Source organism: Alkalilimnicola sp. S0819 (genome assembly GCF_009295635.1).
GTDB lineage: Bacteria > Pseudomonadota > Gammaproteobacteria > Nitrococcales > WHIW01 > S0819.
Genome location: NZ_WHIW01000013.1, coordinates 36,778 through 52,134 on the forward strand (window position 1 = coordinate 36,778; position 15,357 = coordinate 52,134).

The 15,357-nt window shown below is 62.9% G+C and carries 11 protein-coding genes and 1 tRNA gene; all 12 read left to right on the top strand.

What is annotated here, in order from left to right:
* Positions 1-53: 53 nt before the first annotated feature.
* The 12 genes from GBG68_RS11165 to fusA all read left to right on the top strand — a co-directional run bounded on the left by GBG68_RS11165 (position 54) and on the right by fusA (position 15,317).
* A tRNA-Trp gene (locus GBG68_RS11165) sits at positions 54-129 on the top strand.
* A gap of 57 nt (positions 130-186) precedes the next feature.
* Positions 187-552, top strand: a complete 366-nt coding sequence (gene secE, locus GBG68_RS11170) for a preprotein translocase subunit SecE (protein WP_152147318.1) — start codon at positions 187-189, stop codon at positions 550-552.
* Between the two features lie 4 nt (positions 553-556).
* Positions 557-1,090, top strand: a complete 534-nt coding sequence (gene nusG / locus GBG68_RS11175; protein WP_152147320.1) for a transcription termination/antitermination protein NusG — start codon at positions 557-559, stop codon at positions 1,088-1,090.
* 91 nt (positions 1,091-1,181) lie between these two features.
* On the top strand, positions 1,182-1,613 hold the full coding sequence (rplK, locus tag GBG68_RS11180) for a 50S ribosomal protein L11 (protein WP_152147322.1): 432 nt from the start codon (positions 1,182-1,184) through the stop codon (positions 1,611-1,613).
* A 3-nt stretch (positions 1,614-1,616) separates the two neighbouring features.
* A complete protein-coding gene (gene rplA / locus GBG68_RS11185) occupies positions 1,617-2,312 on the top strand; it encodes a 50S ribosomal protein L1 (protein WP_152147324.1) in 696 nt (231 codons plus the stop codon).
* A gap of 262 nt (positions 2,313-2,574) precedes the next feature.
* Positions 2,575-3,096, top strand: a complete 522-nt coding sequence (rplJ, locus tag GBG68_RS11190) for a 50S ribosomal protein L10 (RefSeq protein WP_152147326.1) — start codon at positions 2,575-2,577, stop codon at positions 3,094-3,096.
* 62 nt (positions 3,097-3,158) lie between these two features.
* Complete coding sequence (gene rplL / locus GBG68_RS11195; protein ID WP_152147328.1) at positions 3,159-3,539, top strand: 50S ribosomal protein L7/L12; 381 nt, start codon at positions 3,159-3,161, stop codon at positions 3,537-3,539.
* Between the two features lie 218 nt (positions 3,540-3,757).
* Positions 3,758-7,822 (top strand): DNA-directed RNA polymerase subunit beta, encoded by a 4,065-nt coding sequence (gene rpoB / locus GBG68_RS11200; RefSeq protein ID WP_152147330.1) that lies wholly within the window; start codon positions 3,758-3,760, stop codon positions 7,820-7,822.
* 62 nt (positions 7,823-7,884) lie between these two features.
* Positions 7,885-12,168, top strand: coding sequence for a DNA-directed RNA polymerase subunit beta' (gene rpoC, locus GBG68_RS11205; protein ID WP_152147332.1), 4,284 nt, complete (start codon positions 7,885-7,887; stop codon positions 12,166-12,168).
* A gap of 137 nt (positions 12,169-12,305) precedes the next feature.
* The gene (gene rpsL, locus GBG68_RS11210) at positions 12,306-12,680 is read left to right on the top strand and encodes a 30S ribosomal protein S12 (RefSeq protein ID WP_152147335.1); all 375 of its coding nucleotides are present in this window, start codon (positions 12,306-12,308) and stop codon (positions 12,678-12,680) included.
* A 46-nt stretch (positions 12,681-12,726) separates the two neighbouring features.
* A complete protein-coding gene (rpsG, locus tag GBG68_RS11215) occupies positions 12,727-13,200 on the top strand; it encodes a 30S ribosomal protein S7 (protein ID WP_152147337.1) in 474 nt (157 codons plus the stop codon).
* A gap of 17 nt (positions 13,201-13,217) precedes the next feature.
* Positions 13,218-15,317: an elongation factor G gene (gene fusA, locus GBG68_RS11220; protein WP_152147339.1), complete on the top strand. Its 2,100-nt coding sequence runs from the start codon at positions 13,218-13,220 to the stop codon at positions 15,315-15,317.
* The last annotated feature ends 40 nt before the right edge of the window (positions 15,318-15,357 follow it).

The following is a 15,357-nucleotide window of genomic DNA, read 5'->3' on the forward strand; positions in this document are numbered from 1 at the left end:
AAGCCGCGGATAATGGCGTTCGCGGCTTTTCAATATCTGCAGTTTGAAACTGCAGGCCAGTAGCTCAATTGGTAGAGCAGCGGTCTCCAAAACCGCAGGTTGGGGGTTCGAGTCCCTCCTGGCCTGCCATCTTTGTTCGTAACGCGGGCGCCCTGGGGTGTACCGCGCTTTTGGTTGTCTAGCCGTATGGTCGCAGAAAAGTCGCCCCTCGACGCCGCCAAATTGATCTTCGCTCTTGCGTTGGTCGCTGCGGGGGTGGTCGGTTTCTACTACTACGAAGACCAGTCTCAGTTGTACCGGGTGCTGGGGCTTCTGGTGGTGGTTGCCATGGCGGCGGCGGTCGCTATGACCACTTGGTTGGGGCGCAATGTCTGGGCCTCGGGCAAGGCCTCCTACAACGAGGTGCGGCGGGTTATCTGGCCGACGCGTCAGGAAACCCTGCAGACGACCTTGGTGGTCATGGTGGTGGTGCTCATCGTTGCGATATTCCTGTGGCTGGTCGACAGCCTGTCGCTGTGGGTGGTCCGCTGGCTGACGGGGCTGGGAGGCTAAGGATATGGCGAAGCGCTGGTATGTGGTCCATGCCTACTCGGGCTTTGAGAACCAGGTACGCAAGTCACTGATCGATCGCGTCAAGCGCGCCGAGATGGAAGACCTGTTCGGCGAGATTCTCGTGCCCACCGAAGAGGTGGTGGAGATCCGCGAAGGGCAGAAGCGCCGTAGTGAGCGCAAGTTCTTCCCCGGCTATGTGCTGGTGCAGATGGAAATGAACGATGCCACCTGGCATCTGGTGCGCGAAGTGCCCCGGGTGATGGGCTTCATCGGTGGTACCACCGATAGGCCGGCGCCCATCACGGAGCGTGAGGCTGAAGCCATCCTCAATCGCGTCAAGGAAGGGGCCGAGAAGCCCCGGCCGAAGGTGCTGTTCGAGGTGGGCGAAGTGGTGCGGGTCACCGAGGGCCCTTTCACCGACTTCAATGGCGTGGTGGAAGAGGTCAATTACGAGAAGAGTCGCCTGCGCGTGGCGGTACTCATCTTTGGTCGTTCCACCCCGGTCGAACTGGAGTTCGGCCAGGTTGAGAAGACCTGACGATTTTTGTGGCGGGCGCCGGTGTGCCGGGGCCCGTGTCGGTATGGATCGGGGAGCCGCAAGGCGTTCGCACCCGCCCAAGGAGTCTTGAATGGCCAAGAAAGTAACGGCTTACATCAAGCTGCAGGTCGCAGCTGGTCAGGCGAATCCCAGTCCCCCGGTCGGGCCCGCACTGGGTCAGCACGGTGTCAACATCATGGAGTTCTGCAAGGCGTTCAACGCCCAGACGCAGAACATCGAGGCGGGTCTGCCGACTCCCGTGGTGATCACCGTCTACAACGACCGCAGCTTCACCTTCGTCACCAAGACCCCGCCCGCGGCGGTGCTGCTGAAGAAGGCCGCCGGCATCAAGTCCGGCAGCGGCCGTCCGAACACCGAGAAGGTCGGCACCGTGACTCGCGAACAGCTCGAAGAGATCGCCAAGACCAAGATGCCCGATCTCAATGCGGCCGAGCTGGATGCGGCGGTGCGCTCCGTTGCGGGTACCGCCCGCAGCATGGGCCTGAACGTGGAGGGACTGTAAGTCATGGCGAAGCTCAGCAAGCGGCAGAAAGCCATCCGTGAAAAGCTCGAGCCGGGCAAGGCCTATGAACTGGTCGAGGCCCTGGAGCTGCTGAAGTCCTTCCCGACCGCGAAGTTCGCCGAGTCGGTGGATGTCAGCGTCAACTTGGGTGTGGACCCCCGTAAATCCGATCAGGTAGTGCGCGGTTCCACCGTGTTGCCCAACGGCACCGGCAAGACCGTGCGCGTCGCCGTGTTCGCCCAGGGCGACAACGCCGAAGCAGCCAAGGAAGCCGGCGCCGACCTGGTCGGCATGGACGATCTGGCCGAGCAGATCAAGGGCGGCGATCTGAACTTCGATGTGGTTATTGCCAGCCCCGACACCATGGGTGTGGTGGGTCGTCTGGGAACCATCTTGGGCCCTCGTGGTCTGATGCCGAACCCGAAGGTTGGTACCGTGACCACCGATGTGGCGGGTGCCGTGCGCAACGCCAAGGCCGGTCAGGTGCGCTACCGCACCGACAAGGGCGGCGTGATCCACTGCTCCATCGGCAAGCTCGATTTCGAGGTGCCGGCGCTGCAGCAGAACCTGGAGGCGCTGATTGCTGACCTGACCAAGGCCAAGCCGTCGGCTGCCAAGGGCGTGTATCTGAAGAAGATCACGATCTCTTCCACCATGGGCCCCGGCCTGGCGGTGGATACCGGCGCCTACGTCGGTTAACGATTCAAGCCCCGTCGGCACGTCCGGCGGGCAAAGTGTCTTGAGGCTGTCGGTTGATGCGGCAGCCGTCAAAGACCGCATGGTGCGCGCAAGCGCTTAAAGGCAAGGGGCGACCCAAGCCGCCTGCGCAGACGGTGAGTAGCTCAGACAGGATTTCCTGCATGAGGCCACCGTGTCGAGGGGCGAGCTCGTGCTCGGCCCTCACTGGGTGACGGCGATGTCCGTCGTCGCTCGGACCATGCACGTTCCAGGAGGAAATAGAATGGCTCTCAATCTGGAACAGAAAAAGGCGATGGTGCAGGAAGTCGCCGCTGTCGCGCAGGACGCCCAGGCCGCCATTGGCGCGGAATACCGTGGGCTGACTGCGGTGCAGATGGATGAACTGCGAGCCGAGGCGCGCAAGCAGGGTGTCTACCTTCGGGTGGTCAAGAACACTCTGATGCGTCGAGCCGTGGAGAACACTCCCTTCGAATGCATGAAGGAAGGCTTCACCGGCCCGTTGCTGATGGCGTTTTCGCAGGAAGAGCCCGGTGCTGCGGCCCGAGTCCTGAAGGATTTCGGCAAGCAGAACGAGAAGCTGGTCGTGAAGCTGATAGCCCTGCAGGGCCGACTGCTGAACGCCGGCGACCTCGATCGGGTCGCATCCATGCCCACTCGCGACGAAGCGATCAGCGTGCTCATGGCGACCATGCGCGCTCCGGTCCAGAAGCTGGCAACCACCTTGAACGAGGTGCCCGGCAAGCTGGTTCGGACCCTGGCCGCTGTGCGCGATGCCAAGCAGTGAGCTGAGCCTTTTTCTTTCTACCGTTTAGCGGAAACTAACGCGTCAACCCAGGAGTTACGACTATGGCCGTTTCCAAAGAAGATATCCTCGAGACGATTGGCAACATGTCCGTGCTTGAGGTCGTCGATCTCATCGAAGCCATGGAAGAGAAGTTCGGTGTGACCGCCGCCGCCGCCGTGGCCGCCGCCCCGGCCGCCGCGGGTGGTGGTGATGCCGCCGCCGCCGAAGAGCAGACCGAGTTCGACGTCATCATGACCAGCTTCGGTTCCAACAAGGTCTCCGTGATCAAGGCCGTGCGCGGCATCACCGGTCTGGGCCTGAAGGAAGCCAAGGAAGTCGTGGAAGGCGCCCCGAGCCCGATCAAGGAAGGCGCTTCCAAGGAAGAGGCCGACGACATCAAGGCCAAGCTGGAAGAGGCCGGCGCCAGCGTCGAGATCAAGTAAGCCTTGATCCACGCGCGGCACGATCGTCGCTGACAGATGGCTGGTGGCGCCACGGCGCCACCAGCCTTTTCCCGTTTCTGGGAAAAGCGAGTGCAAACTTGCGAGTTTCAGGGCCGCAGGCCCCCGTCCCCCCGGCGCAACGGGAAGGTTCGCAAAGGGGTGGAATTCGGAACTTTGGACTCGCCCGCCTGAACCGAGACATTAGGTGAGGAACCTCGATGGCCTATTCGTTCACCGAAAAGAAGCGCATCCGCAAGGACTTCGGCAAGCTGCCGACTATCCTGGACGTACCCTATCTCCTTGCCACGCAGATCGAGTCGTATCGAGAGTTCCTGCAGGACGATGCGGCGAGCGACTCGCGTCGGGAAGTGGGTCTGCATGCCGCTTTCCAGTCCGTGTTTCCGATCAGCAGCTACTCGGGCACGGCCGTGCTGGAGTATGTCAGCTACCGTATCGGTGAGCCCGGCTTCGACGTCAAGGAATGCCAACTGCGTGGCCTGACCTATGCGGCTCCCTTGCGGGTGCTGGTACGTCTGGTAATCAAGGAGAAGGACGGCGGCGCCGTCAAGGAAGTCAAGGAACAGGAAGTGTACATGGGCGAATTGCCGCTCATGACTCGTAACGGCACTTTCGTGGTCAATGGCACCGAGCGCGTCATCGTCTCCCAGTTGCACCGTTCGCCGGGTGCGTTCTTCGATCACGACAAGGGCAAGACCCACTCCTCGGGCAAGCTGCTGTTCTCCGCCCGGGTGATTCCGTACCGCGGCTCCTGGCTTGACTTCGAGTTCGATCCGAAGGACGCGATCTTCGTGCGTATCGACCGCCGTCGCAAGTTGCCGGCTACGGTGCTGCTGCGCGCGCTGGGTTATGACGCCGAGCAGATCCTGGATATGTTCTTCGAGAAGAACACGTTCCGCTTCCAGGGCGACAAGGTGGTGCTGGACCTGGTGCCCGAACGGCTACGCGGCGAGACCGCCACCTTCGACATCAAGATTGACGGTAAGGTGCTGGTGGAAACCGGCCGCCGGGTGACCGCGCGTCATATCCGCGAGATGGAGAAGGCCGGCACGACCACTTTGGAAGTCCCCTTCGAGTATCTGGCCGGCAAGATACTGTCCCACGATGTGGTGAACACCAAGACCGGCGAGATTCTTGCCGAGGCCAATGCCGAGCTTACCCCCGAGTTGGCGCAGCAGATCATCGACGCCGGCGTCGAGCAGATCGACACTCTCTATGTGAACGATCTGGACCACGGCCCGTATATCTCCAACAGCCTGCGTATCGATGCCACCCGCAGTCAGCTGGACGCGCTGGTGGAAATCTACCGCATGATGCGCCCGGGCGAGCCGCCCACCAAGGACGCGGCCGAGAACCTGTTCCAGAACCTGTTCTTCAGTGAAGACCGCTACGACCTTTCCCCGGTTGGCCGGATGAAGTTCAACCTGCGCGTGGGTCGGGATGAAGTCACTGGTTCCGGCGTGCTGGACAATGACGACATCCTCGCCGTGCTGCACGAGCTGATCAACATCCGCAACGGCAAGGGCACCGTCGACGACATCGACCATCTCGGGAACCGCCGGGTGCGATGCGTGGGTGAAATGGCCGAGAATGTCTTTCGCGTCGGGCTGGTGCGTGTCGAGCGTGCCGTGCGCGAGCGCCTGACCCTCGCCGAGAGCGAGGGCCTGATGCCCCAGGAGCTGATCAACGCCAAGCCGGTGGCGGCGGCGATCAAGGAGTTTTTCGGCTCCTCGCAGCTGTCCCAGTTCATGGACCAGAACAACCCGCTCTCCGAGATCACCCACAAGCGGCGCGTGTCGGCGCTGGGCCCGGGTGGTCTGACCCGCGAGCGCGCCGGCTTCGAGGTGCGTGATGTGCACCCGACCCACTACGGGCGCGTCTGCCCCATCGAGACGCCGGAAGGCCCGAACATCGGCCTGATCAACTCTCTGGCCGCCTATGCGCGCACCAACGAGTACGGTTTCCTGGAAACGCCGTACCGCCGGGTCGCGGATGGCGTGGTGACCGACGAGGTGGATTACCTTTCGGCCATCGAGGAGAGCCGCTACATCATCGCCCAGGCCAACGCCCGGCTGGATGAGAGTGGCCGTCTGGTGGACGACCTGATCTCCATTCGCCATCAGAACGAGTTCGGCATGGCGACGGCGGACAAGGTCCAGTACATGGATGTTTCGCCCAAACAGACCGTGTCCGTGGCCGCCGCCATGGTGCCGTTCCTGGAACACGACGATGCCAACCGTGCGTTGATGGGTTCCAACATGCAGCGCCAGGCCGTGCCCACCCTGCGGGTGGACAAGCCCGTGGTCGGTACCGGCATGGAGCGCACCGTGGCCATCGACTCCGGTGTCACTGTGGTCGCCGAGCGCGGTGGCGTGGTTGACCAGGTGGACGCTGCGCGCATCGTGGTCCGGGTCAATGATGACGAAACCGTAGCCGGCGAGCCGGGTGTCGACATCTACAACCTGACCAAGTACACCCGTTCCAACCAGAACACCTGCCAGAACCAGAAGCCGCTGGTGCGTCCGGGCGACGTGATCGCCCGCGGCGATGTGATGGCCGACGGCCCCAGCACCGACATGGGTGAGCTGGCCCTGGGTCAGAACATGCTGGTCGCCTTCATGCCCTGGAACGGCTACAACTTCGAGGACTCCATCCTCATCTCCGAGCGGGTAGTGGAAGAGGATCGCTTCACCACCATCCACATTGAAGAGATGACCTGTGTCGCTCGCGACACCAAGCTGGGGCCTGAGGAGATCACCGCCGATATCCCCAATGTGGGCGAGTCCGCGCTGGCGAAGCTGGATGAGTCCGGCATTGTCTACATCGGCGCCGAGGTGAAGACCGGCGATATCCTGGTCGGCAAGGTCACCCCGAAGGGCGAGACTCAGCTTACCCCCGAAGAGAAGCTTCTGCGGGCGATCTTCGGCGAGAAGGCCTCCGACGTGAAGGATACCTCGCTGCGTGTGCCCACCGGCATGGACGGCACTGTCATCGACGTGCAGGTGTTCACCCGAGATGGCGTCGAGAAGGACGAGCGTGCGCTGTCCATCGAGGCCGAGCAGCTGGCTTCCGTGCGCAAGGACCTGAACGACCAGTACCGGATCTTCGAGGACGACGCCTATGCCCGTCTGCGCCGACTGCTGATCGGCCAGGTGGCTGAAGGTGGTCCGAACAGGCTCAAGGCCGGCACCGAGCTGACCGATGAGTATCTGGACTCCCTGGAGCGTCCGCACTGGTTCGAGATCCGCATGCGCGACGACGAGCTGGACAAGCAGCTGGAGAAAACCCAGGCCCAGCTCAAGGCGCAGAAGGAAGCCTTCGATCGCCGCTACGAGATCAAGAAGGGCAAGATCACCGCCGGCGACGACCTGGCGCCCGGTGTGCTGAAGATGGTCAAGGTGTATCTCGCCGTGCGCCGTCGTCTGCAGCCGGGTGACAAGATGGCCGGCCGCCACGGTAACAAGGGTGTGATCTCCCGCGTTGTGCCGGTGGAGGATATGCCCTTCACCGCCGACGGCGAGCCGGTCGACATCGTGCTGAACCCCCTGGGTGTGCCCTCGCGCATGAACATCGGGCAGGTGCTCGAGACCCACCTGGGCTGGGCGGCCAAGGGCTTGGGCCGGAAGATCGGTCGCATGCTGGAGGCCAAGGCTCAGGTTGCGGAGCTGCGCAAGTTCCTCGCGGAGATCTATAACAGCTCCGGCAAGGTGGAAGACCTGGACAGCTTCTCCGATGAGGAAATCGTCGAGCTGTGCGGCAACCTGCGCGGCGGCGTGCCCATGGGGACGCCGGTGTTCGACGGCGCCGACGAGGGCGAGATCAAGCACATGCTGAGGCTCGCCGACCTGCCGGAGTCCGGTCAGACCACCTTGTACGACGGCCGTAGCGGCGAGGCCTTCGACCGTCCGGTAACCATTGGTTACATGTACATGCTGAAGCTGAACCACCTGGTGGACGACAAGATGCATGCGCGTTCCACCGGGCCGTACTCCCTGGTGACCCAGCAGCCGCTGGGCGGCAAGGCGCAGTTCGGCGGCCAGCGCTTCGGCGAGATGGAGGTCTGGGCCCTGGAGGCCTACGGTGCGGCCTACACGCTGCAGGAGATGTTGACCGTGAAGTCCGACGACGTGAATGGCCGTACCAAGATGTACAAGAACATCGTGGACGGCGATCACAGCATGGAGGCCGGCATGCCCGAGTCCTTCAATGTGCTGGTCAAGGAAATCCGCTCGCTCGGTATCAATATCGAGCTGGAGCAGGACTGAGGGGTGCCCCGCGCACCCCTCGCGGTCAACCGTTTTAACGAATCGAGGAACGGGCAGCGGACATGAGAGATCTACTCAATCTGTTCAAACAGCCGGGCGGCCAGCTGGAAGACTTTGACGCCATCCGGATCGGCCTGGCTTCGCCGGACATGATCCGTTCGTGGTCCTACGGCGAAGTGAAGAAGCCGGAGACCATCAACTACCGCACCTTCAAACCGGAGCGCGACGGCCTGTTCTGCGCCAAGATCTTCGGTCCGGTGAAGGACTATGAGTGCCTGTGCGGTAAGTACAAGCGCCTCAAGCACCGCGGCGTGGTGTGCGAGAAGTGCGGCGTGGAAGTGACTCTGGCCAAGGTGCGCCGCGAGCGTATGGGCCATATCGATCTGGCCAGCCCCACGGCGCACATCTGGTTCCTGAAGAGCCTGCCGAGCCGCATCGGTCTGCTCATGGACATGACCCTGCGTGACATCGAGCGCATCCTGTACTTCGAAGCCTTCGTGGTGATCGAGCCGGGCATGACCCCCATGGAGCGCGGCCAGTTGCTGACCGACGAGGGTTATCTCGACGCGGTTGAGCAGTACGGCGACGAATTCGACGCCCGCATGGGTGCCGAGGCGGTGTTCGAGCTGCTCAAGAGCATCGATCTGGAAGCCGAAGCGCGCCAGATGCGTGAAGACATGGACGCCACCAACTCCGAAACCAAGATCAAGCGCCTCACCAAGCGCCTGAAGCTGGTCGAGGCGTTCATGGAGTCCGGCAACAAGCCCGAGTGGATGATCATGACGGTCCTCCCCGTGCTGCCGCCGGATCTGCGTCCGCTGGTGCCGCTGGACGGTGGTCGTTTCGCCACCTCCGATCTGAACGATCTGTACCGCCGGGTCATCAACCGCAACAATCGCCTCAAGCGCCTGCTCGAGCTCGCCGCGCCCGATATCATCGTGCGCAACGAGAAGCGCATGCTCCAGGAAGCGGTGGACGCGCTGCTGGACAACGGCCGCCGTGGCCGTGCCATCACCGGCACCAACAAGCGCCCGCTGAAATCCCTGGCCGACATGATCAAGGGCAAGCAGGGACGCTTCCGCCAGAACCTGCTGGGCAAGCGCGTCGACTACTCCGGGCGCTCCGTGATCGTGGTCGGGCCCACCCTGCGTCTGCATCAGTGCGGTCTGCCCAAGCGCATGGCGCTGGAACTGTTCAAGCCCTTCATCTTCAGCAAGCTGCAGCGCCGTGGTCTGGCGACCACCATCAAGGCTGCCAAGAAGATGGTCGAGCGTGAAGAGGGCGAGGTCTGGGATATCCTCGAAGAGGTGATCCGTGAGCATCCCGTGATGCTCAACCGCGCGCCCACCCTGCATCGACTGGGTATCCAGGCCTTCGAGCCGGTGCTCATCGAGGGCAAGGCCATACAGCTGCACCCGCTGGTCTGTACCGCCTTCAACGCCGATTTCGACGGCGACCAGATGGCTGTGCACGTGCCGCTTTCGCTGGAAGCCCAGTTGGAAGCGCGGGCGCTGATGATGTCCACCAACAACATCCTCTCGCCCGCCAACGGCGAGCCCATCATTGTCCCCTCCCAGGACGTGGTGCTGGGTCTCTATTACATGACCCGCGAGAAGGTGGGCGCCCGCGGCGAAGGCATGGCTTTCGCGGACACCAAGGAAGTGCATCGCGCCTATGAGGCGCGCAAGGTCGAGCTGGGCGCGCGGGTTCAGGTGCGCATCCGGGAAGTGCTGGTCGATGAGGACGGCAAGGCCAGCGAGAACCTGCGCCGCGTGCAGACCACCGTCGGCCGGGCGCTGCTCTACGACATCATCCCCGAAGGCCTGTCCTTTGACCTGGCCAACCGGGACATGACCAAGAAGACCATCTCCGGGCTGATCAATGCCTGTTATCGGCGTGTGGGGCTGAAGGCCACCGTGATCTTCGCCGACCAGCTGATGTACATGGGCTTTCGCATGTCCACCCGGGCCGCCGTGTCCATCGGCGTGGAAGACATGGTCGTCCCCGAGGACAAGGCCACGATACTGGCTGCCGCCGAGGATGAGGTGAAGGACATCGAGGAGCAGTACGCTTCCGGTCTGGTTACCAACGGCGAGCGCTACAACAAGGTGGTGGATATCTGGTCGCGCACCAACGACCAGGTGGCCACCGCCATGATGGAGAAGCTGGGCAAGGAGAAGGCCCTGAACCTGAAGGGCGAGGAAGAGGAGCAGAAGTCCTATAACTCGATCTTCATGATGGCGGACTCCGGCGCGCGAGGCAGCGCGGCACAGATCCGCCAGCTCGCCGGCATGCGTGGACTGATGGCCAAGCCCGACGGCTCCATCATCGAGACCCCCATCACCGCCAACTTCCGTGAGGGTCTGAACGTACTGCAGTACTTCATTTCCACCCACGGTGCCCGAAAGGGTCTGGCGGATACGGCGTTGAAGACCGCCAACTCCGGTTACCTCACCCGCCGTCTGGTGGACGTGGCCCAGGATCTGACCGTCACCGAGCCGGATTGCGGCACTCGCGAAGGCCTGCTGATGACTCCGATCATCGAAGGCGGCGATGTGGTCGAGGGTCTGCGTGAGCGAGTGCTGGGCCGCGTTGTGGCTCGGGACGTGCTTCGTCCCGGTGGCAAGGAAGCGGTCGCCCTGCCGGGCACGCTGCTGGATGAGGCCTGGGTGGACAAGCTGGAAGCCGAAGGCGTCGACGAGGTGTGGGTGCGCAGCCCCATTACCTGCGAATCCCACTACGGTGTGTGCTCCGCCTGCTACGGCCGTGATCTGGCTCGCGGGCATCAGGTCAACATCGGTGAGTCGGTGGGCGTAATCGCCGCCCAGTCCATCGGTGAGCCGGGCACCCAGCTGACCATGCGTACCTTCCACATCGGTGGTGCGGCTAGCCGTGCGGCGTCCATCAACAATGTGCAGATCAAGTCCGCGGGTACCGCGCGCCTGCACAACCTGAAGGTGGTGAAGCACCATTCCGGCAATTTGGTGGCGGTGTCCCGTTCCGGGGAGCTCACCGTGATGGATGATCACGGGCGTGAGCGCGAGCGTTACAAGGTGCCCTACGGCGCCACCATCACGGTGGCTGACGGGGAAGGGGTGCAGGCCGGCCAGATCCTGGCGACCTGGGACCCGCATACCCACCCGATCATCACCGAGGTGAAGGGCCGCCTGAAGTTCTACGACTTCGTGGACAGCGGTTCGGTGGAGCGTCGGACTGATGAGGTCACCGGCTTGTCCAGTCTGGTGGTGATGGACCCGAAGAGCCGCGGCGCGGGCGAAGTCCGCCGCACCGTCGTGGATGACAAGGGCAAGACCACGGAAGAGCGGGTGGCCTACAAGGATCTGCGGCCCATGGTCAAGCTGGTGGATGAGGACGGTAACGACCTCAACATCGCCGGCACGAGCATCCCGGCTCAATACTTCCTGCCCGCGGGCGCCATTGTCGCCGGCACCGACGGCCAGGACGTGGACGTGGGTGACGTCATCGCCCGTATTCCGCAGGAATCCTCCAAGACTCGCGACATCACCGGTGGTCTGCCCCGTGTGGCCGACCTGTTCGAGGCGCGCAAGCCGAAGGAGCCGGCGATCCTTGCCGAGATCTCCGGCACCGTGGGTTTCGGCAAGGAGACCAAGGGCAAGCAGCGTCTGGTGATCACCCCCAATGAAGGTGATGTCTACGAGGAGCTGATTCCCAAGTGGCGCAACGTTACCGTGTTCGAGGGCGAGCACGTGGAGAAGGGTGAGGTCATCTGCGATGGCGAGCCCAACCCCCACGACATCCTGCGCCTGCTCGGTGTCACCGCGCTTGCCTCCTACGTGGTCAAGGAGATCCAGGACGTCTACCGGCTGCAGGGTGTGAAGATCAACGACAAGCACATCGAGGTGATCATTCGCCAGATGATGCGCAAGGCCGAGATCAAGGACCCGGGTCAGACCCGCTTCCTCAAGGGCGAGCAGCTGGAGCGGGCCAAGGTCCTCGAGGCCAATGCCGCCGCCGCCAAGAAGGATCTGGAGCCCGCCCAGTACGATCCGGTGCTGTTGGGTATCACCAAGGCCTCTTTGGCGACGGAGTCGTTCATCTCCGCCGCTTCCTTCCAGGAGACCACCCGGGTACTGACGGAAGCCGCAACCAAGGGCTTGCGCGATGACCTGCGTGGCCTTAAGGAGAACGTGATTGTGGGTCGTCTGATACCGGCAGGTACGGGCTACGCCTACCATGAGGATCGCCGTCGGCGCCGTCAGCCGCTGCAGGAGCGCTCTCTTGCCGAGTTGGCGGCCGAAGCGGAGGCTGATGGCGGTCTTGGCAACCCTGGAGCCTCCGCGGCTCCCTCCGGCGGCGACGAGTGAGTCCCGCCCGCGCGATTGGGTAAAACGCAGCCCGGTCGCGCGGTTGACAGCCCCCAGGGCTACACCTACAATTGCGCACCTTCGACAGGCCGGACCCCGGCCTGTCGTTTGTTTTCAGAGTTGGAGTGACCGTCCCGATGGCAACGATCAACCAGTTGGTACGCAAGGGCCGCAAGAGCAAGCCGGAGAAAAGTAATGTCCCGGCGCTGGAGGCTTGCCCCCAGAAGCGCGGCGTGTGCACCCGTGTCTACACCACGACCCCGAAGAAGCCGAACTCGGCGCTTCGCAAGGTGGCGCGCGTGCGCTTGACCAACGGTTACGAGGTGAGCTCCTACATCGGTGGTGAAGGGCATAACCTTCAGGAGCACTCCGTGGTGCTGATTCGCGGCGGTCGCGTAAAGGACTTGCCGGGTGTGCGTTATCACACCGTGCGTGGCGCGCTGGACACCGCCGGTGTCGACAAGCGGCGCCAGGCGCGTTCCAAGTACGGCGCCAAGCGGCCCAAGGGCTGAAGGCCGGGTCGCCGCGTTTCACCGCACAGGTATCAGGTAGAAAGCAATGCCGCGTAGAAGAGAAGTCCCCAAGCGTAAGGTGCTCCCGGATCCGAAGTTCGGAAGCGAGATGCTCACCAAGTTCATGAACATGGTGATGGAAGACGGCAAGAAGTCCGTCGCCGAGCGGATCGTCTACGGTGCGCTGGCTCGCATCGCAGAGAAGGGCAAGGCCGAGAATCCGCTGGAAGTGCTCGAGACCGCGCTGGAAAATGTGCGCCCCCTGGTGGAGGTCAAGTCTCGCCGGGTCGGTGGCGCCACCTATCAGGTGCCGGTCGAGGTTCGCCCGGAGCGGCGTACCACCCTGGCCATGCGCTGGGTGCTGGACGCTTCCCGCAAGCGTGGCGAGAAGAACATGGCCGGGCGGCTGTCCGGTGAGTTGATGGATGCGGCCGAGAATCGCGGCGCGGCCATCAAGAAACGTGAAGACACCCACCGCATGGCGGAGGCCAACAAGGCCTTCTCCCACTATCGCTGGTAACAGCAAGGTTTTTGACCGTGGCACGCAAGCATCCTATCGAGCGGTATCGCAACATCGGCATCATGGCGCACATCGATGCCGGCAAGACGACCACCACCGAGCGAATCCTGTTCTACACCGGCATCTCCCACAAGATTGGCGAGACCCATGAAGGTGCCGCCACCATGGACTGGATGGAGCAGGAGCAGGAGCGGGGTATTACCATTACCTCCGCGGCCACGACCTGTTTCTGGCAGGGCATGGATCAGCAGTACCCGCAGCACCGCATCAATATCATTGATACGCCGGGTCACGTGGATTTCACCATCGAGGTGGAGCGATCCCTGCGTGTGCTGGATGGGGCGGTGGCCGTGTTCTGTGCCGTGGGTGGTGTGGAGCCGCAGTCCGAGACCGTCTGGCGCCAGGCCAACAAGTACGGCGTGCCGCGCATGGCGTTCGTCAACAAGATGGATCGTGCCGGCGCCAACTTCCTGCGCGTGGTCGAGCAGATCAAGACGCGGCTGGCTGCGCCGGTTCTGCCGATCCAGTTGCCTATCGGTGCCGAGGAAGGCTTCGAGGGTGTGGTCGATCTCATTCGCATGAAGGCGATCTACTGGAACCCCAACGACGCGGGCGTGACCTACGAGGAAAAGGATATTCCTGCCGAGCTCGCGGATGAGGCGGCGGAGTACCGCGAAGCCCTGGTCGAGGCGGCTGCCGAAGGCTCCGAGGAGCTGATGGAGAAGTACCTCGAAGACGGCGACCTGAGCAACGACGAGATCAAGGCGGGTCTGCGTGCGCAGTGTCTGCGCAACGAGATCGTCCCCGCTATGTGCGGTACCGCGTTCAAGAACAAGGGCGTGCAGGCGATGCTCGACGCAGTCGTCGAGTTCATGCCCAGCCCGGTTGATGTGCCCGCCATCCAGGGTGTGCTGGATGACGGCAAGGAGACCCCGGCCGAGCGCAAGCCCAGCGATGATCAGCCCTTCTCGGCGCTGGCCTTCAAGATTGCGACCGACCCCTTTGTCGGCACGCTGACCTTCTTCCGGGTCTACTCCGGTGTCGTCAACAGCGGCGACAGCGTGTTCAACTCGGTGAAGAGCAAGAAGGAGCGGTTCGGGCGTATCGTTCAGATGCACTCCAATAACCGTGAAGAGATCAAGGAAGTGCGTGCCGGCGATATCGCCGCGGCCGTCGGCCTGAAGGATGTCACCACCGGTGACACCCTGTGCGACCCGGACAACAAGATCATCCTCGAGCGGATGGATTTCCCCGAGCCGGTGATCTCCGTGGCCGTGGAGCCGAAGACCAAGGCTGATCAGGAGAAGATGGGTGTTGCGCTGGGCAAGCTTGCCCAGGAGGACCCGTCGTTCCAGGTGCGTACCGACGAAGAGTCCGGCCAGACCATTATCTCCGGCATGGGCGAGTTGCATCTCGAGATCATCGTCGATCGCCTCAAGCGCGAGTTCAAGGTTGAGGCGAACGTGGGTCAGCCCCAGGTGGCCTACCGCGAGACGATTCGCAAGGCGGTGGAGCAGGAAGGCAAGTTCGTCCGCCAGTCCGGTGGTCGCGGTCAGTTCGGTCACGTTTACATCAAGCTGGAGCCGCAGGAGCCTGGCGCCGGGTACGAGTTCGTCAATGCGATCACCGGCGGCGTGATTCCGAAGGAATACATTCCTTCCGTGGACAAGGGCATCCAGGAGCAGATGGACAACGGCGTGCTGGCCGGGTTCCCGGTGGTGGATCTGAAGATCACCCTGTACGACGGTTCCTACCACGACGTGGACTCCTCGGAAATGGCGTTCAAGATCGCCGGCTCCATGGCCTTCAAGGAAGGCTTCGCGAAGGCCAGTCCGGTGCTTCTCGAGCCCATCGCGAAGGTCGAGGTGGTCACCCCGGAAGAATACATGGGTGATGTGATGGGCGACCTTAACCGTCGCCGCGGCATGGTCCAGGGCATGGATGACGTGCCCACCGGCAAGGTGATCCGCGCCGAAGTGCCCATGAAGGAAATGTTCGGTTACGCGACCGATCTGCGTAGTGCGACCCAGGGCCGTGCGGCCTACAGCATGGAGTTCGCGAAGTACGCCGAGGCCCCGAGCAGCGTCGCCGACGAAGTGATCAAGAAGGCGTCCTGATTTCGGCGTCCCATAGACAGCGAAAGCATTCAGATTCAAG